The sequence below is a fragment of the Ruegeria sp. YKSF57 genome (genome assembly GCF_059612585.1).
The window spans coordinates 57,993-83,580 of sequence record NZ_JBXWQW010000009.1 but is presented as its reverse complement, the minus strand read 5'-3'; the positions used below and the strand labels follow the sequence as shown (position 1 = coordinate 83,580).

27 protein-coding genes are annotated in these 25,588 nt (G+C 60.4%); 18 read left to right on the top strand and 9 right to left on the bottom strand.

Annotated features, from left to right (window positions below; translation table 11 throughout):
- Positions 1-94: 94 nt before the first annotated feature.
- The 4 genes from AC2FLX_RS05795 to AC2FLX_RS05780 all read right to left on the bottom strand — a co-directional run bounded on the left by AC2FLX_RS05795 (position 95) and on the right by AC2FLX_RS05780 (position 5,409).
- Positions 95-1,204 (bottom strand): mandelate racemase/muconate lactonizing enzyme family protein, encoded by a 1,110-nt coding sequence (locus AC2FLX_RS05795; RefSeq protein ID WP_496810030.1) that lies wholly within the window; start codon positions 1,202-1,204, stop codon positions 95-97.
- Entirely contained in the window at positions 1,201-1,782 is a 582-nt protein-coding gene (locus AC2FLX_RS05790; RefSeq protein WP_496810031.1) for a dimethylsulfonioproprionate lyase family protein, read from the bottom strand. Before AC2FLX_RS05790 ends, AC2FLX_RS05795 begins: the two co-directional genes overlap by 4 nt.
- Positions 1,779-2,861: an alcohol dehydrogenase family protein gene (locus AC2FLX_RS05785; RefSeq protein WP_496810032.1), complete on the bottom strand. Its 1,083-nt coding sequence runs from the start codon at positions 2,859-2,861 to the stop codon at positions 1,779-1,781. Before AC2FLX_RS05785 ends, AC2FLX_RS05790 begins: the two co-directional genes overlap by 4 nt.
- Before the next feature lie 94 nt (positions 2,862-2,955).
- Complete coding sequence (locus AC2FLX_RS05780; RefSeq protein WP_496810033.1) at positions 2,956-5,409, bottom strand: FAD-dependent oxidoreductase; 2,454 nt, start codon at positions 5,407-5,409, stop codon at positions 2,956-2,958.
- A gap of 68 nt (positions 5,410-5,477) precedes the next feature.
- Here AC2FLX_RS05780 and AC2FLX_RS05775 point away from each other — a divergent pair, with 68 nt between their 5' ends.
- The 14 genes from AC2FLX_RS05775 to AC2FLX_RS05710 all read left to right on the top strand — a co-directional run bounded on the left by AC2FLX_RS05775 (position 5,478) and on the right by AC2FLX_RS05710 (position 16,948).
- Positions 5,478-6,365 carry a MurR/RpiR family transcriptional regulator gene (locus AC2FLX_RS05775; protein WP_480747966.1) on the top strand — a complete coding sequence of 296 codons (888 nt, stop codon included), beginning with the start codon at positions 5,478-5,480 and terminating at the stop codon, positions 6,363-6,365.
- Positions 6,362-7,450 (top strand): aromatic ring-hydroxylating oxygenase subunit alpha, encoded by a 1,089-nt coding sequence (locus AC2FLX_RS05770; RefSeq protein ID WP_496810034.1) that lies wholly within the window; start codon positions 6,362-6,364, stop codon positions 7,448-7,450. The genes AC2FLX_RS05775 and AC2FLX_RS05770 overlap by 4 nt, the downstream gene beginning before the upstream one ends.
- Positions 7,443-7,856, top strand: a complete 414-nt coding sequence (locus AC2FLX_RS05765) for a GFA family protein (protein ID WP_496810035.1) — start codon at positions 7,443-7,445, stop codon at positions 7,854-7,856. The genes AC2FLX_RS05770 and AC2FLX_RS05765 overlap by 8 nt, the downstream gene beginning before the upstream one ends.
- A 5-nt stretch (positions 7,857-7,861) precedes the next feature.
- On the top strand, positions 7,862-8,680 hold the full coding sequence (locus AC2FLX_RS05760; protein WP_496810036.1) for an aspartate racemase/maleate isomerase family protein: 819 nt from the start codon (positions 7,862-7,864) through the stop codon (positions 8,678-8,680).
- Positions 8,681-8,734: 54 nt separating this feature from the next.
- Complete coding sequence (locus tag AC2FLX_RS05755) at positions 8,735-9,475, top strand: sulfotransferase-like domain-containing protein (protein ID WP_496810037.1); 741 nt, start codon at positions 8,735-8,737, stop codon at positions 9,473-9,475.
- Between the two features lie 248 nt (positions 9,476-9,723).
- Positions 9,724-10,704 (top strand): Coenzyme F420 hydrogenase/dehydrogenase, beta subunit C-terminal domain, encoded by a 981-nt coding sequence (locus AC2FLX_RS05750; RefSeq protein ID WP_496810038.1) that lies wholly within the window; start codon positions 9,724-9,726, stop codon positions 10,702-10,704.
- Positions 10,697-11,089, top strand: a complete 393-nt coding sequence (locus AC2FLX_RS05745) for a carboxymuconolactone decarboxylase family protein (RefSeq protein WP_496810039.1) — start codon at positions 10,697-10,699, stop codon at positions 11,087-11,089. The genes AC2FLX_RS05750 and AC2FLX_RS05745 overlap by 8 nt, the downstream gene beginning before the upstream one ends.
- 195 nt (positions 11,090-11,284) lie before the next feature.
- Positions 11,285-12,487: a 3-oxoadipyl-CoA thiolase gene (gene pcaF / locus AC2FLX_RS05740; protein ID WP_480747973.1), complete on the top strand. Its 1,203-nt coding sequence runs from the start codon at positions 11,285-11,287 to the stop codon at positions 12,485-12,487.
- Between the two features lie 15 nt (positions 12,488-12,502).
- Positions 12,503-13,495, top strand: a complete 993-nt coding sequence (gene paaA, locus AC2FLX_RS05735; RefSeq protein ID WP_480747974.1) for a 1,2-phenylacetyl-CoA epoxidase subunit PaaA — start codon at positions 12,503-12,505, stop codon at positions 13,493-13,495.
- Positions 13,496-13,579: 84 nt separating this feature from the next.
- Complete coding sequence (gene paaB / locus AC2FLX_RS05730) at positions 13,580-13,864, top strand: 1,2-phenylacetyl-CoA epoxidase subunit PaaB (protein ID WP_480747975.1); 285 nt, start codon at positions 13,580-13,582, stop codon at positions 13,862-13,864.
- A complete protein-coding gene (paaC, locus tag AC2FLX_RS05725) occupies positions 13,864-14,625 on the top strand; it encodes a 1,2-phenylacetyl-CoA epoxidase subunit PaaC (protein ID WP_496806987.1) in 762 nt (253 codons plus the stop codon). Before paaB ends, paaC begins: the two co-directional genes overlap by 1 nt.
- A 6-nt stretch (positions 14,626-14,631) precedes the next feature.
- Entirely contained in the window at positions 14,632-15,093 is a 462-nt protein-coding gene (gene paaD / locus AC2FLX_RS05720) for a 1,2-phenylacetyl-CoA epoxidase subunit PaaD (protein ID WP_480747977.1), read from the top strand.
- 10 nt (positions 15,094-15,103) lie between these two features.
- Complete coding sequence (paaE, locus tag AC2FLX_RS05715) at positions 15,104-16,177, top strand: 1,2-phenylacetyl-CoA epoxidase subunit PaaE (protein ID WP_480747978.1); 1,074 nt, start codon at positions 15,104-15,106, stop codon at positions 16,175-16,177.
- 12 nt (positions 16,178-16,189) lie between these two features.
- Positions 16,190-16,948: a Phenylacetic acid catabolic protein gene (locus AC2FLX_RS05710; RefSeq protein ID WP_496745858.1), complete on the top strand. Its 759-nt coding sequence runs from the start codon at positions 16,190-16,192 to the stop codon at positions 16,946-16,948.
- A 59-nt stretch (positions 16,949-17,007) separates the two neighbouring features.
- On the opposite strand, the gene AC2FLX_RS05705 is transcribed toward AC2FLX_RS05710, so the two are convergent.
- The 5 genes from AC2FLX_RS05705 to paaG form a co-directional block, all read right to left on the bottom strand.
- Positions 17,008-17,220: a hypothetical protein gene (locus AC2FLX_RS05705; protein ID WP_496810246.1), complete on the bottom strand. Its 213-nt coding sequence runs from the start codon at positions 17,218-17,220 to the stop codon at positions 17,008-17,010.
- An 82-nt stretch (positions 17,221-17,302) separates the two neighbouring features.
- Positions 17,303-17,899 carry a TetR/AcrR family transcriptional regulator gene (locus AC2FLX_RS05700; protein WP_480747981.1) on the bottom strand — a complete coding sequence of 199 codons (597 nt, stop codon included), beginning with the start codon at positions 17,897-17,899 and terminating at the stop codon, positions 17,303-17,305.
- A gap of 3 nt (positions 17,900-17,902) precedes the next feature.
- Entirely contained in the window at positions 17,903-19,213 is a 1,311-nt protein-coding gene (gene paaK / locus AC2FLX_RS05695; RefSeq protein ID WP_480747982.1) for a phenylacetate--CoA ligase PaaK, read from the bottom strand.
- 15 nt (positions 19,214-19,228) lie between these two features.
- Positions 19,229-19,657 carry a hydroxyphenylacetyl-CoA thioesterase PaaI gene (paaI, locus tag AC2FLX_RS05690; protein WP_480747983.1) on the bottom strand — a complete coding sequence of 143 codons (429 nt, stop codon included), beginning with the start codon at positions 19,655-19,657 and terminating at the stop codon, positions 19,229-19,231.
- Positions 19,658-19,659: 2 nt separating this feature from the next.
- On the bottom strand, positions 19,660-20,445 hold the full coding sequence (paaG, locus tag AC2FLX_RS05685) for a 2-(1,2-epoxy-1,2-dihydrophenyl)acetyl-CoA isomerase PaaG (protein ID WP_496810247.1): 786 nt from the start codon (positions 20,443-20,445) through the stop codon (positions 19,660-19,662).
- A gap of 103 nt (positions 20,446-20,548) precedes the next feature.
- Between paaG and AC2FLX_RS05680 the strand changes: the two genes are divergently transcribed.
- From AC2FLX_RS05680 to AC2FLX_RS05665, 4 genes are all read left to right on the top strand, one after another.
- Positions 20,549-22,594 carry an FAD-dependent oxidoreductase gene (locus tag AC2FLX_RS05680; RefSeq protein ID WP_496810248.1) on the top strand — a complete coding sequence of 682 codons (2,046 nt, stop codon included), beginning with the start codon at positions 20,549-20,551 and terminating at the stop codon, positions 22,592-22,594.
- Between the two features lie 61 nt (positions 22,595-22,655).
- Positions 22,656-23,675, top strand: coding sequence for a TRAP transporter substrate-binding protein (locus AC2FLX_RS05675; protein ID WP_496745864.1), 1,020 nt, complete (start codon positions 22,656-22,658; stop codon positions 23,673-23,675).
- 53 nt (positions 23,676-23,728) lie between these two features.
- Positions 23,729-24,235 carry a TRAP transporter small permease gene (locus AC2FLX_RS05670; RefSeq protein WP_480747987.1) on the top strand — a complete coding sequence of 169 codons (507 nt, stop codon included), beginning with the start codon at positions 23,729-23,731 and terminating at the stop codon, positions 24,233-24,235.
- A complete protein-coding gene (locus AC2FLX_RS05665) occupies positions 24,232-25,584 on the top strand; it encodes a TRAP transporter large permease (RefSeq protein ID WP_480747988.1) in 1,353 nt (450 codons plus the stop codon). Before AC2FLX_RS05670 ends, AC2FLX_RS05665 begins: the two co-directional genes overlap by 4 nt.
- Positions 25,585-25,588: the final 4 nt, after the last annotated feature.

Genomic DNA, 25,588 nt, shown 5'->3' with positions numbered 1-25,588 from the left:
GCCGGTCTCTCTGGTTGGCGGGACATCGGGGCGCTGCCCCTTCTGGCCCGTTCCGGGCCATTCACCCCCGGAGTATTTCTGAAAAGATGAAGCATCATGGCGCATGGAAATCGGCGATGGGCGCACCAAGCGCGTCGAAATCGGGCACGACTCCCAGCCCCGGCTCGTCTGTCGCGTAGAGTTTGCCGTCGCGCGCCTCTGGGCCGCCGATGCCGGTCGAGCGGGTGTTGTAGTTCATCAGGTCGGTGGTGTTGTGCAGATACTCGGGCGGTGTGGTGGCGGCGAAATGCGCAAGCGCGGCGCTGGCGATCTCGCCACCCCAGGTATCCTCGGCCACAACGGGAATTCGGTTTTCAACCAGATAGTCGCGCACGCGGCGCGCCTTGCTGAGACCACCCAGGTTCGAGATCTTCAGGCAGACCAGCTCGGCGGCGCGGTCGGCCACGATGCGCTGTGCGACGGCCATGCCGGTCACGCATTCATCCAGCTTCATCGGCAGGTCGATCCGGGCCCGGACCTGCAGGCATTCCTCATAGGTTCGGCAGGGCTGCTCGAAGATGTAGTCCAGATCGCGCGTCGCCCGCGCCACACGCAGCGCGTCATCCACCCGCCAGCCCTGATTGGCATCGGCCATGGCCTTTTCACCCGGTTCCAGCAGCGGCACGGTCGCGCGGATGCGGTCGATGTCGGCGGCCCAGTCGCCGCCCACCTTGATCTGGAACTGGCGGTATCCCTGCGCGCGGTAGCGTTCCATCTCGGCAATGGTGTCCCGGGTGCCCTTTTGCGGCGCGACGCGGTACATCGGCGCACCGTCGGTCAGCCTGCCCCCCCAGACCGCATGCAGCGGCGCATTCAGCGATTGCGCCAGGATGTCCCAGCACGCCGCGTCAAAGGGCGCCTTGGCATAGCCATGCCCCTGCACCAGATGATCCATCCGCCGCTCGATCCCCGCCACGTTGCACGGGTTTTGCCCCAGCAGGTTCGCCGCCACCAGACGGGCCAGCGCGGGAACGCCCTGAGAATGGGCGACCATGTAATTCTCGCCGCAGGGGGTGAATTCGCCGCAGCCCTGCAGGCCGGCATCGGTGTCGATCACCACGACCGAGGCCACGGCGGTTTCGATCGCATTGCCCGCACCCCAGACATAGGCCCCGCCCACATAGGGCAGGCCGGTCTGATAGACGCGGATGCGGGTGATCTTCATGCCACGTCCATCCTCAGCGGCCCGGCCATGCCCTCGCCGCGCCATAGCACAAAGGTCAGGATCGGATGGTCGGTCGTGATCATCGCATGGCTTTGCCAGCTTTGGTGAAACCGTGTCTGCCCCGGCCCGGTCACCGCCTCGTCACCTTCGACCTTGAACAGCGCCTCGCCGCCCAGAACCAGGTACAGTTCCTCTGCCTCGTGGCTGTGCCAGTCATAGTGCAGCCCCTCGCCCCAGAACGCGATGTAGCCGCACAGGCTCTGGCTGTGGAAATGCCCGGTCGGACCGAAAAGTTCGTAAAAACCGTACCGGTTGCGAAAGTCGGCACCGACCTCCGCCTCGGTATAGACCCGCCTCCAATGCGCCAGATGCGCGGCACCTTTCACCGCATTGACCAGCGCCTGCGTCTGTGGCGCGCCGGACCGGGGAAATTCCGACACCAGAGGCACCGCCGGAATATGGCGCGGCTGCAATCCGCTGGGGATCAGGTCATCCGGCCAGGGCGCATAGGCGGCAAGGGAGGGATGACTCTGATGCAGCAGGCGGGCGGCTTCGAGCACGTCGTCAAGCGATGTCATGGGATCACCACGATGTTGCCGGTATGGGTCTTGTCGATAAAGGCCTGTTGCGCCGCGCGCAGATCGCGCAACGCATAGGTGGCGGCCAGCACGGGTATGATCCTGCCCTGCTCGATATATCTCACCACGTCGGTAAAGTTCTCGGGCCGGTTCACGGTCGAGCCGGTAAAGGTCAGGTCACGCAGATAGAATGTCCGCAAGTCCAGTTCGACCAGCGGCCCGGCAATCGCGCCGGAACAGGTATAACGCCCGCCGCGCGCCAGCACGTCGATCAGCCTGGGCCAGATCGGGCCACCGACCACATCTGCGACCACAGTCACCTTTTCCCCCGCCAGGGCTGCCTTCAGGTTGTCGGGGCTGCGGGGCAGGATGCGGTCCGGCCCCAGCAGGGCCACCTCGCCGTGCTTGGCCTCCGAGGCCATGGCGATCACCCGCGCGCCACGCAGTTTCGACAGCTGGATCAGCGCGCCGCCAACCCCTCCGGACGCGCCGGGGATCAGCACGGTATCGCCCGCCCCCACCCCTGCCCGGTCGATCATGCCCTCGGCGGTGACATAGGAACAGATGAAGGTCGCCAGTTCCGCATCGCTCAGATCCGACTCGATCGGGGCAACGCCACGCATATCCGCCTTGGTGTATTCCGCGAACCCGCCATCGCATTCCGAGCCGAAATACCCCGCCTTGTCGCGGTTCATCGGGTCGTCCCAGTCGCGCAGCCAGCCAGCCACCATGACGCGCCTGCCGATCAGGCCGGGATCGGCCCCTGCGCCGGTGGCCACCACGGTGCCGACCGCGTCCGCGCCCTGAATGCGTGGAAAGGTCAGCGGCGCGCCGCCCCAGGTGCTGTCGTCATCGTCCACCTCGGCATAGGCACCGCCCGTGGTGGCCTCGTCCACCGCCTTGGAGTACCAGCCGGTGCGGGTGTTGACGTCGGTATTGTTCAGCCCGCAGGCCCCGACCCTGATCAGCACCTCCATCGGCCCCGGCTCCGGCGTGGGCCAGTCCTCGTGCCATTCGTATCTGTCCAGGCCTCCGTGCCCGGTAAGCACCATGGCTTTCATCGTTGCCGGGATGGTCATCGCAGCGCTCCTGTCGCGGGCAGAGGGGGGCGCTGGCCCCCGTCCCGTTCCCGGTCACCCCCCGGAGTATCTGCAAAAAGATGAAACGACGGGGTCATCCCGCATGCTCCATCACGGCATCGGCGCGGGGGCGCAGGCTTTGCGGGTCATAGGCGGGTTCGCCCAGGATGCGACCCTGACGGGGCTTGCCGGCAATCACGACCTGTACGTCCGTGCCCGGCACGTTGGCGTGCGGCTTGACATAGGCAAAGGCCAGGATCTTGCCGACCGTATGGCCGAAGGCAACCGAAGCGGTCGAGCCAACAACCTTGCCGTCCAGCAGCACCGCCTCGCCGCCATGACCGTCCTCGATGCCGTTCGGCTCGATCTCGAGATAGGCGCAGACCCAGGGCAGGTCGGTGTTCAGGGTCCTGTCCCTGCCCAGATAGTTCTTGTCGGCACGCGCAAACCGCAACACGTCGGCCTCGGCCAGCGTTACCTCGTTGGTCAACTCGCCCGCACCCTTGAACGCCTTTTCCATCCTCAGCGCGTTCATCGCGAAAGACCCGTAATCGGCAATGCCATGCGGCCCGCCTGCCGCCCAAAGCGCATCGTAAACCGCCAGTGCGCTGTCACGGGGGATGTGCAACTCCCAACCCAGCTCCCCGGCATAGGACATGCGGAAAGCCCAGAGCCGGTGCCCGGCAACAGTGATTTCCTGCGCGGTCAGCCATTTGAAGCCCGCATTGGACAGGTCGGCATCGGTGCAGGCGGCCAGTACCTGACGGGCGCGCGGCCCGTTGAGCGTCAGCGCGGCCCAATCGTTCGAGCGCAGGATGATATCGACGTCTTCCTTCGCGCGCTGATGGTTCAGATGATCCAGCAGGCGCTGCTCGAAGAACGCCGCGCAAACCAGATAGTACCGCCCCTCGCCCAACTTGACGACCGTCGTTTCCAGCTCGATCCGGCCCCGGCGGTTCAGCATATGGGTCAGGGCGATGCCGCCCGTCTTCTGTGGCAGGCGGTTGGCAACCAGCCGGTCCAGCAGTGCCTCGGCGTCGGGCCCCGTCACCTCGACCTTGGTAAAGGCCGAAATATCCATGATCCCCACCGCCTCGCGCACCGCTTTGCATTCAGCGGCAACCATGTCGTGCACCACGGTTCGGCAGAACGAGTAATGATCGCGCTGTTCCACCCCGTCGCGCGCGAACCAGCGTGGACGCTCGTGACCATAGACCTCCTCGTAAACCGCGCCTTTTTCCTTCAGCCGCTGGTACAGGGGCGAGGGTTTGATCGGACGCCCCGCCAACCGATTGAAATGTGGGAACGGGATCTCGTGGCGCAGCTTGTAATCCTCATGCGCCTTGGTCACCTGCCACTCCTTGGTGGAATAGGACCCAAAACGGCGCGGGTCATAGTCGCGCATCGAGATATCGGCCGCGCCATGCACCATCCACCGCGCCAGTTCACGGCTCAGACCCGGGCCCCAGCCGATGCCAATCTGGGTGCCGCAGCAGCACCAATAGTTTTTCACCCCCGGCGCAGGCCCGATCAGCGGGTTGCCATCGGGTGGGTGGGAAATCGCGCCATGCACCTCGCGCTGGATGCCCAGATTGGCAAAGATCGGCATCCGGTTCAGGCTTTCCTCAAGCCACGGCATCACCCGGTCGTAATCGGCATCGAACAGCCAGTTTTCATAGTCCCACGGGCAATGGTCATGCCAGACCGAGTTCGAGTTCTCCTTTTCGTAGATCCCGATCAGCCCGCGTTTCTGCTCCATCCGGATATAGCCCGAGACCTTCCTGTCATCGCGGATCACCGGCAGTTCGTGGTCGAGGTTCTCGAATTCCGGCACCGGCTCGGTCACGAAATAATGGTGCGTCATCGAGGTCATCGGCAGTTGCAGCCCCGACCATTCACCCATCTGCCGGGCATAGGTGCCACCGGCATTGACCACATGCTCGCAGCGGATGGTCCCCTTCTCGGTCTCGACCACCCACTCGCCGTTCCGGTCCTGCGTGATGTTGGTGGCGCGGCAATGGCGGACGATCCGGGCACCCAACTGCCGCGCCCCCGCCGCCATCGCCATGGTGACATTTGTCGGGTCCACATGACCGTCATCGGGCGTGTGCAGCGCACCCAGAACCCCGTCAAGATTGTAGAACGGGTGCAGTTCGGCCACCCGCTCCGGCACCACCAGTTCGATGTTGAAGCCCAGCGAACGGCCCACCGACAGGGTGTGGCGCAGCCAGTCCATCTCGTCCTGCGTGTAGGCCAGCCGGAACGAGCCGCAGCCATGCCATGTCACCGCCTGACCCGTCTCGGCCTCCAGCTTGCCGGAATAAAGCCCGATATTGTAATCGACGCATTTTCCCAGACCAAAGGAACTGGTCGAATGGGTGATCTGCCCCGCCGCATGCCAGGTACTGCCGCTGGTCAGCTCGGCCTTTTCCAGCAGGACAACATCGGTCCATCCTTCATGCGCCAAATGATAGGCCAGACCGACCCCCATGACACCGCCGCCGACGATCACCACGCGCGCATGGGCGGGCAGGGTTTGCTGAGACATGATTTTTCCACTTCACGAGTCGCGTTTCTGCTCGACAGGCTAATTCCACAAATGTACCATCGTCAATCATGAATGACACAAATGTATCATCTTCTGTCCTGGACCGCCTCACCGAAGAGTGGGACACCCTGACACCCGAGGCGCAGAAAGCGGCGCGTTACGTCCTGGAAAACCCCTCAGACGTTGGGGTTTCGACGGTGCGCGAGATCGCCGAAGCCGCCAATGTCAAACCCAACACATTCGTGCGCATGGCCCGCCAGGTGGGCTTTGACGGCTACGAAGATTTCCGCGCCCCCTTCCGCGAGGCGATTCGCCGGGGCACCGCGACATTCCCCGACCGCGCCCGCTGGCTGCAGGACATCGGCAAGTCGGGCGAGTTGGGCGGCCTTTACGCCGACATGATCGGCGCGGCGATCCGCAATATCGAGGAAACCTTTGCCGGCATCAGCGCCGAACGCCTGCACACCGCCGCCGAAACCATCTGGAACTGCCGGCAGGTCTTCACCCTCGGCGTTGGCGTCAACAACGCCAATGCCCGCAACTTCACCTACCTCGCCTCGACCGGCATGAAACAGTTTCACGCCATTCCCCGGCCCGGCTCGACCCCGGTCGACGATCTGGCCTGGGCGGACGAACAGGACGTGCTGATCGCGATGACCTGCAAACCCTACCGCACCGAGGTGATCGAGGCGGTGAAGCTGGCCCGCGAACAGGGCATGACCGTCGTGGGCATTTCCGACAGCCCGGCCAGCCCCGTTGTCCTGAACGCCCATCACGGCTTTGTCGTGGCCGCCGACACGCCGCAATTCTTCCCCTCGTCCGTCTCGACCATCGCGCTGCTGGAAACGCTTCTGTCCTTCGTGATCGCGGTCTCCAGCGACGAAATCGTCGAACGCGTCGAACGCTTTCACAAACGCAGACATCAACTCGGCATCTACGCGGAGGAGCCCGAATGAACGCCCCCCTGACCCACTCGCTGGCGGCGCATTATTACACCGACCCGGCCATATTCGAGCAGGAAATGAACGGCCTGCTGGCACGCACCTGGCAATATGCCGGGCATGTCAGCGACATTCCCAATCCGGGCGACTATTTCACCTTTGAAATCGCCCGGCAAAGCCTGTTCTGCATCCGTGGACGCGACGGGGAAATCCGCACTTTCTACAATGTCTGCCAGCACCGCGCGCACGAGATGGTGACCGGCACCGGCACCACCCGCGTCGTCGTCTGCCCCTATCACGCCTGGACTTACGAGCTGACCGGCGAGCTGCGCGCAGGCCCCAACACCAAGGCGGTGCCGGGGTTCGACAGGGAAAAGATCTGCCTGACATCGGTACGCACCGAGGATTTCAACGGCTTCATCTTCGTCAATCTCGACAACGACGCCGCACCGATGGACGACTGGTACCCCGGCGTGCGCGACGAACTGCGCGAATTCGTCCCCCAGGTGGATGCGCTTGCCCCGCTGGAATGGGTGGAAATCCCCGAAAACTGCAACTGGAAGGTCTCGGTCGAAAACTATTCCGAATGCTACCATTGCCCCACCAACCACCCGACCTTCGCCACCGGTGTGATCAAACCCGAAACCTATGATATCCAGCCGACCGAAACCGGCTATGTCCTGCGCCACACCACCGAATGCCAAAGCCTCGAGGCGATGACCTATCCCATCGACCTCAGCGTGCCGCATGCGGGCGATTACCGGTCGTGGTTCCTGTGGCCGATGTTCTCGTTTCAATGCTATCCCGGCAACGTGCTGAACACCTATCACTGGCGCGCGACAGACGTGGATCACTGCACCGTCTGGCGCGGCTGGTACACCGAAGGCGGCATCGACAGCGAGGTGATCCGGCGGCTGGCGATACAGGATCGCCAAACCACGGTCGAAGAAGACATCCGACTGGTGGAATCAGTGCATAGGGGCCTGAAATCCAAGGGATACCGCCCCGGCCCGCTGGTCCTTGACCCGGCTTGCGGCGTGATGTCGGAACACTCCATCGCCCGCCTGCAACAATGGATGCGCGAGGCCGTGGATGGCTGACTTCAGTGGCAAATGCATGTGCGGCGCGGTCAACTGGTCCTCGTCCGGCCGGGTCACCCGCCGCCTGTCCTGCCATTGCGGCGACTGCCAGAAAGCCACCTCATCCCCCTTCACCACGTTTGTCGGCCTCCCCCCGGAAACCGTCACATGGACCGGTGCGATCAACCACTATGGAAGCTCGCCCGGCACCCATCGCGGCTTCTGCCCCAAATGCGGCGCGCGCCTCTATTTCCGGTCCGACAAATGGCCCGGAGAGATCCACATCCACGCGGCGACGTTGACTGACGCCTCCGGCTACACCCCCGACGCCCATGTCGTCATGGCCAGCGCCGTTCCATGGCTGCATCTGGCCGATAACATCCCCAAGCACCAGAGCTTTCAGGCCGAGCCCGCCGACCAGGAGTAGACCCCATGCTGATGCCCGCCGAGTGGCAGCCCGAACACAAACTGTTCCCACATCAGGTGGGCTTCACCAGCCCGCCCTTCGACTATGACGCGGCACCCTCGGACTTCCTGCGCATGTGCCCCGAAACTGTCGGCGTGCATGGCTGGATGCTGCATGTCCCCGACTATGTGCACGGGCTGGACCAACGCAAACGGAACTTCGGCATGATGGAAGATTTCGTCCACTGCATGTCCCGCAACGGCGCTGATGTCTGCGGCCAGGTGGGTTCAAACTGGGTGCATGCCTGCGGTCTGGGCGTCGAAGGCGTGCGCCAGCATTGTCAGGACCTCTCCGACAAATACGGCACCCGCTTTCACATGGCCGGATACGCCATGGTCGAGGCGCTGCGCGAGATGAACGTGGAAAAGGTGGCGCTGAACGCCGCCTATCACTGGCCGGAATGGTGGCAGGGTACCGTCGGGTTCCTGCGCGAGGCCGGGTTCGATGTCCTCTGGGCCGGCAATTTTCACGATCAGGGCTGGTTCGCCAGTCAGGAAGAGGTCAATTCATACCGCTGGGTGTTCGACGGTGATCTGGCCCTCAAAAGTTTCGAATATGTCGCCGACAAGGCCCCGCAGGCAGACGCGATCCTGATTAACGGAATGTGCAATTTCCGAACGGGCCCTGGCGGTTTGCCGCAACGCCCGCTGCATCTGGCGGACAAGCTGGAATCGGCGCTCGGCAAACCGGTGATCGGCCACGACATCGCGCTTTACTGGCGCATCTTCAAGTCGCTCGGAATCGCGCCCGAGATGCCGCGCGGGCGGTTGCTCAGGCGGCTTTGACCGCCAGAACGACTTGTACATTTCGCTCACCATAGCCTTTGGAACCGGTACAAAATGCACAAAATCATTGCCCTCTGGGCCGTCCCCCGCTCAACCTCGACCGCCTTTGAATGGATGATGCGCCAGCGCGGCGATCTGGATTGCCTGCACGAACCGTTTGGCGAAGCATGGTATCAGGGCGACGAACCTTTGTGGCACCGCTTCCAGCCCGGCGACAAGACGACACCGGGCCTGACCCTCGAAAGCGTCTGGGAAGACGTTCAGGACCGCGCCCGCAAAGGTCCGGTTTTCATCAAGGTTTTTCCTCACTATATCAATCACATGTGGGATGCCGAGTTTCTCTCGCACTTCACTCACGCCTTCCTGATCCGTGACCCGGCCAAGACGATCACCTCGATGTACAAGCAATGGCCGGACTTTGCCGAGGGCGAGGTCGGTTTTCCCGAACAGCGCGCCCTGTTCGACCTGCTGACCGCCCTGAACGGCGCCCCGCCCCCGGTGATCGACAGCGACGACCTGCTGGAAAACCCACATGCGATTACGGAAAAGTTCTGTAATTCCATGGGGATACCATTCATCGAAAAAGCCCTGACATGGAAGGCGGGCGGCGATCCCTCGGCTCACAGCTGGTGGGACGGCGGCTCGTTCCACGGCAATCTGGCCAAGTCCACCGGCCTGACACCGCAACCCCGCAAGCATATCTCCATCAACGACGCCCCCGACCGGGTCAAACAGGTGCATCGCCGGATGAAGCCGCACTATGACCACTTGTACAATCACCGGCTAACCGCCTGATGCGACACCCAAAATCCATCCGCGAAGTGGTCGAAACCGGCCTCTGCATCGGCTGCGGCCTATGCCAGTCCATCGCACCGGAACGGTGGGTCATGGCGATGACACCAGAAGGCAGATTGCGGCCTGTACAGATGGCGTAAGGTATTGAAAAAGATCACGAAATTCTCACCGCCTGCCCCGGCGCAACCTGCAGCGCAGACGGTTCTGACGCGCCATATCAGGACGCGATCTGGGGCGGTTATACCTCTATGACCCGCGCATGGGCCGGTAATCCTGACACAAGGTTTCGCGCCGCCACGGGGGGTGTACTAACCGCCCTTGGTTCATGGCTTTTGCGAACAGGACGCGCCCGGTTCATCCTGCATTGCGCCGCCGACCCGGACGCCCCGATGCGCAGCAAATGGGTGATCAGCGAGACGCCCGAAGCCGTCGTCGCACGCGCCGGTTCCCGCTATGGTCCCAGCGACACTCTGGCCGGCTTGAATATCGCACTGGACAGGCAGCAACCATTTGCAATCATTGCAAAAACTTGTGACGCGGGTGCTATCCGGGAGCGTGTGAAAACCGACCCGAGAATTGACAAAATGCTGGTCGCGATGCTGGTCATGGTCTGCGGCGGCGCCTCGGATCTGAGAAAAAGCCAAACCCTACTGAACGAATACGGATTGACCGAAGACGACCTGACCCTGTTCCGCTATCGCGGCTATGGCAATCCGGGGCCGACCCGGATCGAAACCAAGGACGGACGCGCGTTCGAGAAAACCTATCTGGATATGTGGGCGGACGAAGCCGGATGGGGCATTCAGACCCGCTGCAAACTGTGCCCGGACGCCATTGGCGAGGCAGCTGACTTGGCTGCTGCCGATATCTGGCCCGGAGGGTCTCCAACCGGAGAGGATGCCGGTTTCAACGGTGTGATCTGCAGGACCGAGCGTGGACAAGACCTGTTCGATGCTGCGATTACGGATGGTGATCTTGTTAAAGATCAACGCCTTACACCACGCGACTTCGACAACTTTCAACCCCATCAAGTCAGTAAGAAACACGCGATTGCCGCCCGTCTGCGCGGAATGAGCAAGGCCGACGTGCCGGTCTATCGCCACGCCGGCCTGCGCATCGACACTCTGGACGCCGGGAGTGAAGCCGAGGAACATGGTGCCGAACACCGCACCCGCACGGGCCGGTTTGCCGAGACCATGTTGCACAATACGGAGACGACGAATGAATGACATGTTTGACGAAGACCTGTTCCTGAAGGGGTTGGAACAACGCAAAGCGACGCTGGGCGCGGAGTATGTGGAAAAGAACCTCGCCGCCGCAGATGACTTCACCCGCCCCTTTCAGGAAGCGATGACCGCGTGGTGCTGGGGCTTTGGCTGGGGTGACGATGTCATCGACGCCAAGACCCGGTCAATGATGAACCTGTCCATGATCGGAGCCTTGGGCAAGATGCACGAATGGGAAATCCACTGCAAAGGCGCGATCAACAACGGCGTCACCAGGGACGAGATTCGGGCAATCATCCATGTCGTAGGCATATACTGTGGTGTCCCACAGGCCTTGGAATGTTTCCGCGTGGCACGCAAGGTGCTGGGCGAAGCCGAAATGGCTTGAGTCAAGGGAATACCCAAGATTCACAAGGCCTGCCGTCAGGCAGGCCTTTTCTGTTTGCTTCCACTGACATGTTACCGAATTCTCAAAAAAGCTGTAAACACGTTACATTTCTCTTGCCGCGAATCATTTCCAGGCGTATTACCCGACCAAGCGGTCACTTAATGACGACCTACGTAAGACTGGAGTTTCTGACGCATGGACGCTTTCATCTGCGACGCTCAACGTACCCCGATCGGGCGCTATGGTGGCGCTCTGTCCCAGGTTCGCACCGACGATCTGGCCGCCATCCCACTGGCAGCCCTGAAGGCGCGCAACCCGCAGGTGGATTGGGCCAGCCTTGATGACGTGATCTATGGCGATGCCAACCAGGCCGGTGAAAGCAATCGCAACGTCGCCCGCATGGCGGCGCTGCTGGCGGGGCTTCCTGTCGATGTACCCGGCACCACGATCAACCGCTTGTGCGCCAGCGGTATGGACGCGGTTGGCATGGCGGCCCGTGCGATCAAGGCAGGCGACTATGACATGGCGGTGGCCGGCGGTGTCGAAAGCATGTCGCGCGCTCCATTCGTCATGCCAAAGGCGACCAGCGCCTTTACCCGGTCAAACGCGGTCTACGACACCACTATCGGCTGGCGGTTCGTGAACCGGAAGATGCACGAGATGTACGGAACCGACTCGATGCCGCAAACCGCCGACAACGTTGCCGAAGATTATCAGATCAGCCGTGCAGATCAGGATGAATTTGCCGCACGCAGCCAGGCCCGCTGGGCCGCGGCGCATGAGGCCGGGGTGTTCCGGGAGGAAATCACCCCGGTCACCATTCCGCAGCGCAAGGGTGAACTGATCGTTGTGGATACCGACGAACATCCCCGCCCCGGTACGAGCGCGGAAAAACTGTCCGGCCTCAAGGGCGTCAACGGCCCCGACAAGACGGTAACGGCTGGCAACGCCTCGGGTGTCAACGATGGTGCCGCGGCGATCCTGCTGGCCAACGAAGCCACAGCGACCAAGAACGGACTGACCCCGATCGCGCGTGTCGTCGGCATGTCGGTAGCGGGTGTGGAACCGCGTGTCATGGGCATCGGCCCAGTACCTGCAAGCCGTAAGATTCTGGCCCGCGCAGGACTCACCATCGAGCAGATGGATGTGATAGAATTGAATGAAGCCTTTGCATCGCAAGGTCTTGCCACCTTGCGGGCGCTTGGCGTGGCCGATGACGCACCCCATGTCAATCCCAACGGCGGGGCCATTGCAATCGGTCACCCCTTGGGCATGTCAGGCGCGCGTTTGGTGATGACCGCCGCCTATCAGTTGAAACGCACCGGCGGGCGCTATGCGCTGTGCACCATGTGCGTCGGAGTTGGTCAGGGCGCGGCCCTGATACTTGAACGTGTGTAAGGGAGGAGAGCCCAGATGTATGCACAGATGATCAAGACCGCCTCGTCAGGGGTGAAATCGCGCGAGGAAATGTCCGAACAGGAACGCGCCTTTCAGGACAAGATCGACAACGACATCAAGATCGAACCGCGGGATTGGATGCCGGATGATTACCGCCGTACTCTGATCCGTCAGATTGGCCAGCACGCTCATTCCGAGGTCGTGGGCCAGTTGCCAGAAGGCAACTGGATCACCCGCGCGCCAACGCTGGAGCGCAAGGCGATCCTGCTGGCCAAGGTGCAGGACGAGGCGGGCCACGGCCTCTACCTCTACTCCGCCGCCGAGACCCTGGGCGAAAGCCGGGACGAACTGATCCGACTGCTGCACGAGGGTCGGATGAAATACTCGTCGATCTTTAATTACCCCACACTGAACTGGGCCGATATCGGCGCTGTGGGCTGGCTTGTCGACGGCGCGGCGATCATCAATCAGGTGGCGCTGCAGCGTACGTCCTATGGCCCCTACAGCCGCGCGATGGTCCGCATCTGCAAGGAAGAGAGCTTTCACGCGCGTCAGGGGTATTCCGCGATCATGGCGATGGCTTTTGGTACGCCCGAGCAAAAGAAGATGGCGCAGGACGCGGTCAACCGTCTGTGGTTCCCGGCACTGATGATGTTCGGTCCCTCCGACAAGGAGTCGGTGCATTCCGAGCAATCGATGGCCTGGAAGATCAAGGTCAAGACCAACGACGAGTTGCGCCAACAGTTCGTGGATCAGACCGTTCCCCAGATCGAATATCTGGGCCTCGACCTGCCGGATTCGAACATCAAGTGGAACGAAGAACGTGGCCACTACGATTTTTCTGACCCCGACTGGTCCGAATTCTTCGACGTGCTCAAGGGCAACGGCCCCTGCAACGTCGATCGCATGGCTGCGCGCCGTAAGGCCTGGGACGATGGCGAGTGGGTCCGCGATGGGTTGCTGGCACATGCCCGCAAGAAAGCTGCCGCCAAGGTGGCAGCCGAGTAACGAAATGGACGATCTGCAGCGCGAGGCGCCCGGTTTTCAGCCACCGGTTTCACACCCCGCGCCCAGCCAGGAGGAGAATTGATCATGAAAAACGAATGGCCCCTGTGGGAAATCTTCATTCGCGGCCAGCACGGCATGAGCCACCGTCACGTAGGCAGCCTGCACGCGCCGGACGCAGAAATGGCAATCAAGAACGCCCGCGACGTCTATACTCGCCGTAACGAAGGCGTTTCGATCTGGGTGGTCGAGGCTCGGCATATCAGCGCCACTGCGCCCGGCGACAAGGGTCCGCTGTTCGAGCCGTCGGAATCGAAGATTTATCGCCACCCGACTTTCTTTGACATCCCCGATGAAGTGGGGGCGATGTGATGACCCGCGACGAAGCCTTTCTGCAATTCCTGCTGAGGATGGGGGACAATACCCTGATCCTTGGCCACCGCGTCAGCGAGTGGTGTGGCCACGCACCGGTACTGGAAGAAGACATCGCGCTGGCCAATACCGCGCTGGACCTGATCGGCCAGACCCAGATGTGGCTGGGCCTTGCGGGCGAGATTCAGGGCGAGGGAAAGACTGCCGACAATCTGGCCTTTCTGCGCGACGCCTGGGACTTCCGAAATGTCCTGATGGTCGAGGTGCCGAACGGTGATTTCGGTCGCACCCTGATGCGCCAGTTCCTGTTCGATGCGTGGCACTCGATCATTCTGGGCCGTCTGATGACATCGTCGGACGAACGTGTCGCGGCAATCGCCGCAAAGGCTAGCAAAGAGGTTGCCTATCACCTCGAACGCTCGGGCGACACGGTTGTCGGTCTTGGCGACGGTACCGAAGAAAGTCACGCCCGGATGCAGGAGGCGCTGGATTACCTCTGGCCTTATGTCGGCGAGATGTTCGCCAGCGATGACGTGGATGCCGAGATGGTAGCTGCGGGTATTGCACCCGACCCCGCCAGCCTGCGCGAAGAATTCGATGCGCTGGTTGAGCGCGTATTGGGCGAAGCGACCCTGACAATCCCGGATAGCCGCTTTGCCCGAAAGGGTGGACGCGACGGGCGTATGCATACCGAGCATTTGGGCCACCTGCTGACCGAGATGCAGTGGCTGCAACGCGCCTATCCCGGCGCAAGCTGGTAAAGGCCGATGGTGCGGGCCTCGACAGAACAGGTGTGGGAATGGCTTGACGCCGTTCCTGACCCTGAAATTCCGGTGATCTCGGTCGTCGATCTGGGCATCGTGCGCGATGTTGAATGGGACGGCGACACGCTGACCGTTTCCGTGACGCCCACCTACTCGGGTTGCCCGGCGACATCCGTGATCAGCATGGATATCGAAACCACCCTGCGTGACCACGGCATCGACAAAATCAGGTTGCAAACCAGAATTTCGCCCGCGTGGACAACTGATTGGCTGACCGACAAGGGTCGTGCCAAGCTTGAAGAATATGGCATTGCCCCGCCGCAACCGGCGGGGGGGCCGGAACGCTGTCCCCATTGCGGCAGCAAGGCGGTGGAAAAGGTCAGCCAGTTCGGCTCGACCCCGTGCAAGGCGCATTGGCGCTGCACAGACTGCCTGGAACCCTTTGACTATTTCAAGTGCATCTGAGGAGGAGCCGATGGCGCGCTTTCACGATCTGGAAGTCACAGACATCCACAAGACCATCCGCGACGCTGTCGTGGTAACGCTGAAACCGGTGAACGGCTCGGCGGAGGAGTTCGATTTTACCCAAGGCCAATACCTGACCTTCCGCCGGGATTTCGATGGCGAGGAACTGCGCCGGTCGTACTCGATCTGTGCGGGCAAGGATGAAGGCATCCTTCAAGTGGGCATCAAGCGCGTCGATGGTGGGGCGTTTTCGACCTGGGCCAATGAAGAAATGAAGGTTGGCGACACGCTGCAGGCAATGCCTCCGATGGGCGGGTTCTTTACGCCACTCGATGCCGCTGCCGAGAGGCAATATGTCGGCTTTGCCGGTGGCTCGGGCATCACGCCGGTGCTGTCAATTCTCAAGACCACTCTGGCGCGGGAACCCAGATCGCAGTTCACGCTGGTCTATGCCAACAAGGGTGTGAACACGATTATGTTTCGAGAAGAACTGGAGGATCTCAAAAACCTCTATATGGGTCGTCTGAACGTGATCCACATTCTCGAATCGGACGCACAGGAAATCGATCTGTTCACTGGCCTGGTAACGCAAGAGAAATGCGCCGAGCTGTTCAAGCATTGGATCGACATCGAAAACACCGACATGGCTTATATCTGCGGTCCCGAGCCGATGATGCTGGGCATCGCAGCCGCGCTGCGGGCGCACGGGCTGACCGACGGTCAGATCAAGTTCGAACTGTTCGCCAGCGCCCAGCCCGGTCGCGCCAGGCGCAAGGTGGTTTCCGCCGAGGCCGCAACCAGCGCGAACCAGACCAAAGCCGCCATAACGCTGGATGGCGCGACCCAGACCATCACCATGCCCAAGGATCTGTCGATCCTTGACGCGGCACTGGAAAACCGGATGGACGCGCCATATGCCTGCAAGGCCGGCGTCTGTTCGACCTGCCGCTGCCGCGTGATCGAAGGCGAGGTCGAGATGATCGCAAACCACGCGCTCGAAGATTACGAAGTCGAGAAAGGGTATGTTCTGAGTTGCCAGGCCTATCCGCTGACAGACAGCGTCGTCGTCGACTATGACCAGTGAGGGAGAGAGACAATGGCCGAAGACATGACGATTGAAAGCTATCTCGCGGCTGGCGGAGTGCTGACCAACCCGACCAACGTGCCGCCACGCTACCGCGCTGAGTTGATGAAACTGATGGCGACATTCGTGGACAGCGAACTGGCGGGGGCTGCAGGTTTTGCCGACGTGATAAACCGGGGACCGGGGATCAAGGAACGGATTGCGGCTGCAAAGATCGTTCTGGAAAAGACCGACAATGCCGACCGTGTTTTGCGGATCATGGGCGAGTTCGGGGCCGATGCCGAGCGCTATGCCAACCATCACCCATGGACGGCGCGGCTGGACCGGGCAGCAGACATCGGTGCAACACGGTCCGAGCACGACATGCGTCTGGCTGTGTTCAACTATCCCATCGAAGGCTGGGTGGACGCCGTGATGATGAACCTGCTGATGAGCCGCGCGGTGGCCGTTCAGCTTGCCGAGTTTTCGCTGATCTCGTATCAGCCACTGGCCGAAGCGTTCCGCGTGATCGCACCCATCGAGGCGCATCATGGCGAGTTGGCGATGGAAGGCGCGGTGAAACTGATCGAAGACGGCCACGCCTCGGAGATGCAGGCATCGGCCGACTATTGGTGGCCTCGGGTTGCAGCCAGCTTTGGTACTGGCACCTCTCAGAAAGCCAGCAGCCTAAAGGATATGGGTTTGCGCAAATCCACTAACGCGGAACTGCGTACGCGTTGGGAAGCCGAGGCGGCGAGCATCCTTGAAACGCTTGGCCTCAACCGCCCCTGATAACAGTTCGGTCGGCGGCAAACCTGCCGGCCACACCGCGTTCTTGGGCACCGCCGTGGTTACTTGGCCGGTCGACCGATCAAGCCATATTTCAATGCGAACGATCTGAATGACCAGCGTTTGCGCCGTGCTGCAAGACGCTCTGGCTTCAGCGCGGTTCCACCCTGACGGTTGAACTCGTAGACATCGATTACGCGTTCGGCGCAACCGCAGGCCTCTCCCATTCCGACTTTGGCGAAATAGAATTTTTCGAAGCTTTCCGGTTTCTGCATGGTGTTTCTCCTGCCCCGAACAAAGCAGGAAACGCGCCAAAACCCAAACCTCTTTAGGCGCTGTTCATACCAATGTGATGTATCAGAGGCCCTGCAAGCCATGCAGAGTCAGCGTGCTGACCATGTGCGCATAATCTTCCCGAGCGGAGCTATCCGCACCCGAGTTCCACATGTAGTACCAGTTCAGCATGCCAAACACAGACATCGTCGCAGACCGCAGCTTGCCCGGATCGCCATTGAAAACTTCAGGCGCGATGTCACTGATGATGTTGCTCACGAAGACAATCATGTCGCGCTGATAGCCGCGCAGCAACTTCTGCTGCTCGATGGGCAAGGCTGACATTCCGCTGGTCTGAACCCTGTGCTCGTCATCGACGCCCTGATAGGCCAGCAGTATTTCACGAACCACCCTGTGCAGCCGATCCGGCTTGCTCAACCCGTCCAACTCGATCCCGCAGATCAGGTCGCGCAACTCGCGCAGGTAGGTCTCAAGAATGTCGAACAGGATCGCATCCTTGCTGTCGTAGTAGTGATAGATATTCGCCTTAGATATTCCGCATTCGCGCGCAAGCTGGGTCATCGAAGCGCGGTCGAATCCTTCGCGCGCAAAGACACGCGCGGCAGATTTCAAGATCTGCTCGCGCTTCTGATCGTGGTCTTTCGCTATTGTACGGGCCAAACCTCACTCCTTGTCGCGGTTGTCGACAACGCGCTTGGCCTTGCCCTGAGAGCGTTCGACATCACCGGGTTCCCCTACAATAATCTCGGTGGAAACGCCAACAATGTCCTTGATCCGCTTGGTCAGCATGCGGGCGGCGGCGGTCTTGCTCAACTCGTCCGCAGCCCCGGGCAACGCTTCGACAAAAACGCGCATCGCGTCCATGCGACCGGCCTTGTAAAGCTCGATCTGGTAATGCGGAGAGATCCCGCCGGTGGCCATCACCTGTTCTTCGACCTGGCTGGGGAACACGTTGACCCCGCGTAGAATGATCATGTCGTCGGAGCGACCGGTGATCTTTTCCATCCGCCGCATCGACCGTGCGGTCCCCGGCAAAAGCCGGGTCAGATCGCGGGTGCGATAGCGGATCATCGGCAAACCTTCCTTGGTCAACGTTGTGAACACCAGTTCTCCCATCTCGCCATCGTCACAAACCTCGCCGGTTTCGGGGTTGATGATTTCTGGAAAGAAGTGATCTTCCCAGATCACGGGACCGTCCTTGGTCTCTACGCATTCATTCGCCACTCCCGGACCCATGATCTCGGACAGGCCGTAAATATCGACCGCATGCATGTCGAAGGCCTGTTCAACCTCTTTGCGCATCGCGTCAGTCCAAGGTTCGGCCCCGAACACACCCACCTTCAGCGAGCTTTCGCGGGGATCCATGCCAACCTTCCTGTATTGTTCGAGAATGTTGAGCATATAGGACGGCGTCACCATGATCCCGTCGGGCTTGAAATCAGTGATCAGGCCAACCTGTTTCTCGGTCTGCCCGCCCGACATCGGAACCACCGTCGCTCCCAGACGCTCGATCCCGTAATGCGCGCCCAGACCGCCTGTGAACAGGCCATAGCCGTAAGCGTTGTGCACCATGTCACCGCGACGCAGACCGCTGGCCCGCAAGGACCGAGCCACCAGATCTGCCCAGTTGTCGATGTCATTCTGCGTATAGCCCACGACGGTCGGCTTGCCCGTCGTACCCGATGACGCGTGCAACCGGATGATTTGTTCGCGCGGCACGGCGAACAGGCCAAACGGATAGTTGTCGCGCAGATCGTTCTTGTATGTGAACGGGAACTTGGCCAAGTCGCTCAGGCTTTGCAGGTCATCCGGATGCACCCCGGCCTCGTCGAACCGATTCTTGTACATCGGCACGTTGTCATAGGCGTGGCGGACGGACCATTTCAACCGGTCCAGCTGCAGGGCACGGATTTCATCGATCGAGGCAATCTCGATCGGGTCCAGATCAGCCTTGTTGGGGGTCAGGTCCTTCATGGTATCCTCCTCGCCTTACTCTTCGTCAAACAAAGTGCCGTTGATCGCGCGGGACATACCTCGAAACTCCGCAATCTTTCGGCCGTCCTGATTTGTCACAGTGATGTCATAAATTCCGTTACGCCCTGTCAGGCTCACTTCGGTTGCGATCGCTGTCAGCCGGTCGCCCAATCGCCCCGGCGCGATGTAGCTGATCACGTTGTGCTGCGCGACGGTGGACTGATTTCGGCTGTTGCAGGCGAACGCAAACGCGCTGTCCGCCAGCAGAAACGTCACGCCACCATGACATATCTTATGCCCGTTGCAGTGATGCGCCTCGACCGTCAATTCCGCCGTCGCGGTACCTTCATCGATATGAGTGATTTCTATCCCTGCCCATTTCGAGGCATTATCTTCGGCCCACATCATCGCTGCCGATTCTTCTGCGCGTTCTTTGGGAGTCATATTCACCTACCTTGAAATCTCGGCGCGCGTTTTTCGAGGAAAGCTGTGACGCCCTCGGCATAATCGGCGCTTTCACCGCAGGTTTTCATGGCATCCGCTTCCAGCTCAAGATGGTCCGTCAACGTATTGACCGCAGCGGCCTGGATCGACTGTTTTGTCAACCCCAGACCAAGGGTCGGACCATTAGCGAACTGCTCGGCCATTGCACGTGCTTCGGTCATGAGTTGATCGTCCGGCAATGCCTTCCAGATCAAGCCCCAATCTTCGGCTTGCTTTGCCGGTAACGGTTGCGCCGTCAGCGCCAACCCCTTAGCTCGAGCTTCGCCCAACAGGCGAGGTAGGTGCCAAGAACCGCCGGTGTCAGGGATCAGGCCGACCTTAGAAAACGACTGGATGAATTTTGCACTTTCAGCTGCCATAACAATGTCGCAGGCAAGCGCGATATTGGCGCCAGCCCCCGCGGCTACCCCGTTCACCGCGCAGATGACCGGAAAATCCAGCGCCCGGATCAGGCGGACCAGCGGCGCATAGAACGTGCGAACCGTGTTGCCGAGATCGGGAGGACCATCCATTTTCGAAGGATCACGATCCCCCAAATCCTGCCCTGCGCAAAACCCGCGCCCCGCCCCAGTCAACAGTATCGCACGCGCACCATTGTCGCGCGACGTTTCCAATGCGGATCGAAGCGCATTGTGCATCTCATCGGTAAAACTGTTCAGCCTGTCGGGACGGTTGAGAGTGATTTCAACCCAATTCCCATGGCTTTGGGTAAGAATCGTATCGGTCATCACCAGCTCGCTTTGCGATTATTTCAACAATGTTCTTGCATAAACCGAACGGTTGGTCAATAAATTCTTCACGAAACGATTCCCAGCCAATCGGGGCAAGGATATGTCTGACAAACCGGTGATCTCGGTAGAACGCAAAGGTGACATCGCTTGGGTGGAAATTGACAATCCACCGGTGAATGCCACTTCGACCGCCGTTCGAGCGGGATTGAAGAAAGCGGTTGTTGATGTGCAGGGCGCGCGCGTGGCCATTTTGATCTGCGCGGGCCGCACATTCATCGCCGGGGGCGACATGTCGGAATTCGATCGCCCTGCAGAGGAACCGCATTTGCCCGATGTAGTCCAGTTATTTGAGGACAGTAAAACCCCATTTGTCGCCGTCATGCACGGAAACGTCCTTGGAGGCGGCTTTGAGATAGCAATGGCCTGCGCATGGCGTATCGCTTCCGAGGGCACGAAGTTTGGCTTGCCGGAAGTTAATGTCGGCCTCATCCCCGGTGCAGGCGGTACCCAGCGCACCCCGCGCCTGATCGGGATGCAGGCTGCGATCGACATGGCGTGCAGGGGTAAAATATTTGACGCGGAAGAGATGCTCGCTTTGGGCGGAATTGACCAGATTGTGTCGGGAGACCTGCGTCAAGCTGCTGTGGAGTTCACCCGAACCCTTCAGAACCGGCCCGAAATTGTCAGCCTGCGTAAATCCGACACATTGGATCGCGACACCTATGAGGCGACCGTCGCCAGTCTTTCAAAAGCCGCCAAGGGGCAGAAGTCACCCGTCCTGAACCTGGAAGCGCTGCAGTGGGTCGCGCGGCCTTTTTCCGAAGGTCAGCCTAAGGAACGGGCGCTGCATCTCAGACTTCGCCAATCCGATGAGAGCCGTGCACTTCGGTACGCTTTTTTTGCCGAAAGGATTGTCAGCAAACCCAAAGCGATCGACGGCGTTACCCCACGTGACCTGAACCAGATCGCAATTGTCGGCGGCGGTTTGATGGGCGCTGGTATCGCCACTGCCTGCCTAAGTGGCGGGTATTCGGTCACCCTGATCGAGCGCGATACAGAGGCTGCCCTGGCCGCCCGCGATCGCGTATCCGGCCTGATCGAAGGGGGCGTCAAACGGGGAAAAACCAGTTCCGAACAGTATCAAGAAATGCTCGGGAAACTGAACACGACCAGTGATTATACCGATGCAGCCGACGCCGATCTAGCGATAGAGGCAGTGTTCGAAGATCTCGACACAAAACGCGGCGTGTTCTCGCAACTCTCAATGGCGATGTCGAAAGACGCCATTCTGGCTACCAATACGTCCTACCTTGATCCGACCCTGATCTTCGACAGCGTCGCCAACCCGGCCCGCTGTTTGGGGCTGCATTTCTTCAGCCCTGCGCATGTGATGAAACTGCTGGAAATCGTCAAGACGCCTGATACCGCATCAGAGGTACTTGCAACTGGTTTTGCATTTGCCAAGAAACTGCGCAAGATTGCGGTCCTTTCTGATATCTGCGACGGCTTCATCGGGAACCGAATGCTTGCAGCATACCGGCGCGAGGCTGAATACCTGCTGGCCGATGGTGCCCTGCCTCACGAGGTCGACGCTGCCATGCGGGCGGAGGGCCTGCCGATGGGGCCATTCGAGTTGCAGGATCTGACGGGATTGCAAATCGCCTGGGCCAATCGGAAACGGCAAGCCCCCGCCCGTAACCCGCGTGAGCGCTATGAGACCATCGCTGATACGCTTTGCGAGATGGGGCGGTTTGGCCAAAGAACCGGTGAAGGGTGGTACAAATATGACGATGGGTCACGTTTCCCCCAACGCGACCCTGAGGTTGAAACCCTGATCGAAGCCAATTCCACACAGCGTGGCATCACTCGCCGAAAGTTCACCCCAAAAGACATTGCAGATCGGCTTCTGGCTGTGCTGGCCAACGAGGGCGCGCTGATCGTGCAGGAAGGAATCGCCGAACGCCCGGAAGACGTGGATATGGTTCAATTGCACGGCTACGGCTTTCCGCGCTGGCGCGGCGGGCCGATGCATCTGGCCGCGAAAAATGGCCCGGAACACATGGCCGCAATCATGCGAAAGCTCGAAATCGAAAGCCCGAATTCGTGGCAACTCGCCGATCCGATGCAGAACAACTTAACCTGTTGATGGTTACAAAAAGGACCATTAACGCATTTATGACTCACGTTTTGGAGGAGGAAATCCAGTCATGAAATTCACCAAGCTCTCATCCCTGTTGGCTTCGGCCGCGCTGGCGGTAAGCGGCACCGTGGCGATGGCGGCGGACTATACGCTGACCATTTCCAGCTGGGCGCCGCCGACCCACGGCATCAACGCAATGATGTGGCCCAAGTTTGTCGAGATGGTCGAAGAGGCAACCGACGGCCAGGTGACCGCCGAGCTGAAGCTTGGCATCGCACCACCGCCCGCGCAGATGGACCTGATCCAGGATGGCGCCGCCGATGCCTCGATCATTTTCCACGGTTATCAGCCGGGGCGGTTCGTCGTCACCAAGCTGATCGAACTGCCCGGATACGAAGGCTCGGCCGAGGCGGCTTCGGTTGCCTATTGGCGCACATATGACAAGTACTTGAAGGCCGCAGACGAGCATCGCGGCGTCAAGGTGATCGCCCTGCACACGCATGGTCCCGCCCAACTCCATTCCAACTCGTCCGTGACCGGCCTTGACCAGTTCTCGGGCCTCAAGGTCCGTATTCCCGGCGGTGTCGGTGGCGATGTCGGTACGGCGTTAGGCGCGACCGGCATTCAGGTTCCAGCCCCAAAGGTCTATGAAACACTTGCATCGAAAGCGGCCGATGGCGTTGTTATGCCCTTCGAATCCCGCAAAGGTTTCAAGCTGACCGAAGTCGCGCAAAACGTCTATGAAATGCCCGGCGGACTTTACCGTGGTTCCTTCGCCTTCATCATGAACGAAGACACTTTTGCAGATCTGCCTGAAGATATTCAGGCCGTATTGGAAGAGAAGGTGTTCGGCGAGCCGCTGAGCCGCGAGATCGGCAAGATCTGGGATGAGATCGACGCCATTGGCCGCGAGGAAACCGAAGCTGCCGAGGGCAATGCAATCAACGCTGCCTCGGATGCAGACCTTGAGAAATTCGCGGCGATTGCCGAAGACATCCGCGCAAAGGTCATCGCCGAAGTCGACGCAACCGGCGTAGATGCGCAGGCCGCCTATGACATGATCAAGTCGGAAATGGCGGGCAACTAAGCCCATCACCGGGGGCGGCAGTCGGCCGCCCCTGAACCTCCGGGAGACCATTCATGACATCCCTTATTCACCTTGTGCGCCGAGCCAGCATCCTGCCGGTGATAGTGGCCAGCATCGCCCTGTTCATCCTGATGGTGATGACCTTCTGCGACGTGATCCTGCGCTCGGTGTTCAATTCGCCCATCGAAGCCGCCACTGAACTTACCCGCATCTTTATGGCTGTTCTGGTGTTTTCCGTGTTGCCAATCATCTCGGTAACCAACGGCCAGATCGCCGTGGATCTGACAGACAGTTTTTTTCACCGGTTCCGGCTTGATCGCATACGTGATGGCATCATCTATCTGGCGAGCGGCATCATGATGTACTGGCCCGCGCAACGTGTCTGGATCCTGGCCGAGCGCGCGCGCGACTATGGGGATGTGACCGAATACCTGGCCATTCCGACCTACATCGTTGGCTGGTTCATCACGATCTCGGTGGCAATCACCGGAGTTGTGATGATCGTTACCGGCCTTCTGCACTTCTTCGCACCTCACTACCTCTCGGAGCACACCCAATGACCGCAGCACTGATCGGATTTGCACTGGTCCTGATTCTGGTGCTCGTGCGCCTGCCTATTGTTTTCGCGATGGGTTTGGTCGGGACGCTGGGCTTCGCTTACGAGCGCGGCGGCTCGATCTTTGACGAACGCGGCCTCAAGGCCGCGATGTCGATGGTTGGTCGTCAGATCACGGACACCGCCCAGGACTATGGTCTTTCTGTGGTTCCATTGTTCATCCTCATGGGTCTTTTCGTGAACAAGGGCGGAATGGCGCGCGAGCTCTACGCAGTGTCCAATGCTTTTCTTGGCCACATGCGCGGCGGTATCGCCATGGCAACCGTTGCGGCCTGTGGTGGCTTTTCGGCCATCTGCGGATCATCACTGGCCACCGCAGCCACCATGTCCAAGGTCGCCATGCCGCAGATGCGCCGCTATGGTTATTCGGATGAATTGAGCACCGCCTCCATCGCGGCGGGCGGCACCTTGGGTATCCTGATACCGCCCTCGGTCATCCTTGTGATCTATGGGCTTCTGACCGAAACCTCGATAGGAAAACTGTTCATGGCAGGGATCATTCCGGGGCTTCTGGGCATCCTGTTCTACCTGTTTGCCGTGCGTTGGACCGTGTGGCGCAACCCCGAGGCCGGCCCCGCAGGCGAACGCGCCGGCTGGGGCGAACGGCTCCGCGCGCTTGGGTCTGTCTGGGCTGTCTTGCTGCTGTTCTTCCTTGTTATTGGCGGCTTGTACGGGGCCTTTGACTTCCACCCCCTGAACCTGACTTTTTCGCCGACCGAAGCGGCGGGAATGGGGGCCGCAGGAGCATTTCTGATCGCCTTGTTCCGTGGCGGTTTGACCGTCGGCTCCACCTTTGAGGTGTTGAAAGAAACCACCTTCACAGCGGCGGCCCTGTTTTCGGTTCTGATCGGGGCGCAGATCTTCTCAAACTTCATCAACCTCGCGGGTCTTCCCGAAGCCCTCATAGGGTTAGTTACTGCCTATGACGTATCGCCTTTCGTCGTGATCCTGATGATCCTGGGCATATACATCATCCTGGGCTGCGTGTTTGAATCCCTGTCGATGTTGTTGCTGACCGTGCCTATCTTTTTTCCACTGGTGACTTCGCTGGGTTATGATCCAATCTGGTTTGGCATTGTCGTTGTGGTTGTGACCGAGATATCACTGATCACCCCACCGGTCGGACTGAACGTTTTCATCCTGAAAGGGGTTGTCGGCGACGTCTCGACCGGCACGATTTTCCGTGGCGTGACGCCTTTTTGGGTGGCGGATATCTTTCGTCTGGCCCTGATCGTTCTGGTCCCCATCGTGGTTCTGTATCTGCCTCAGCAGATGGGCGCACTAGGTCACTGACATT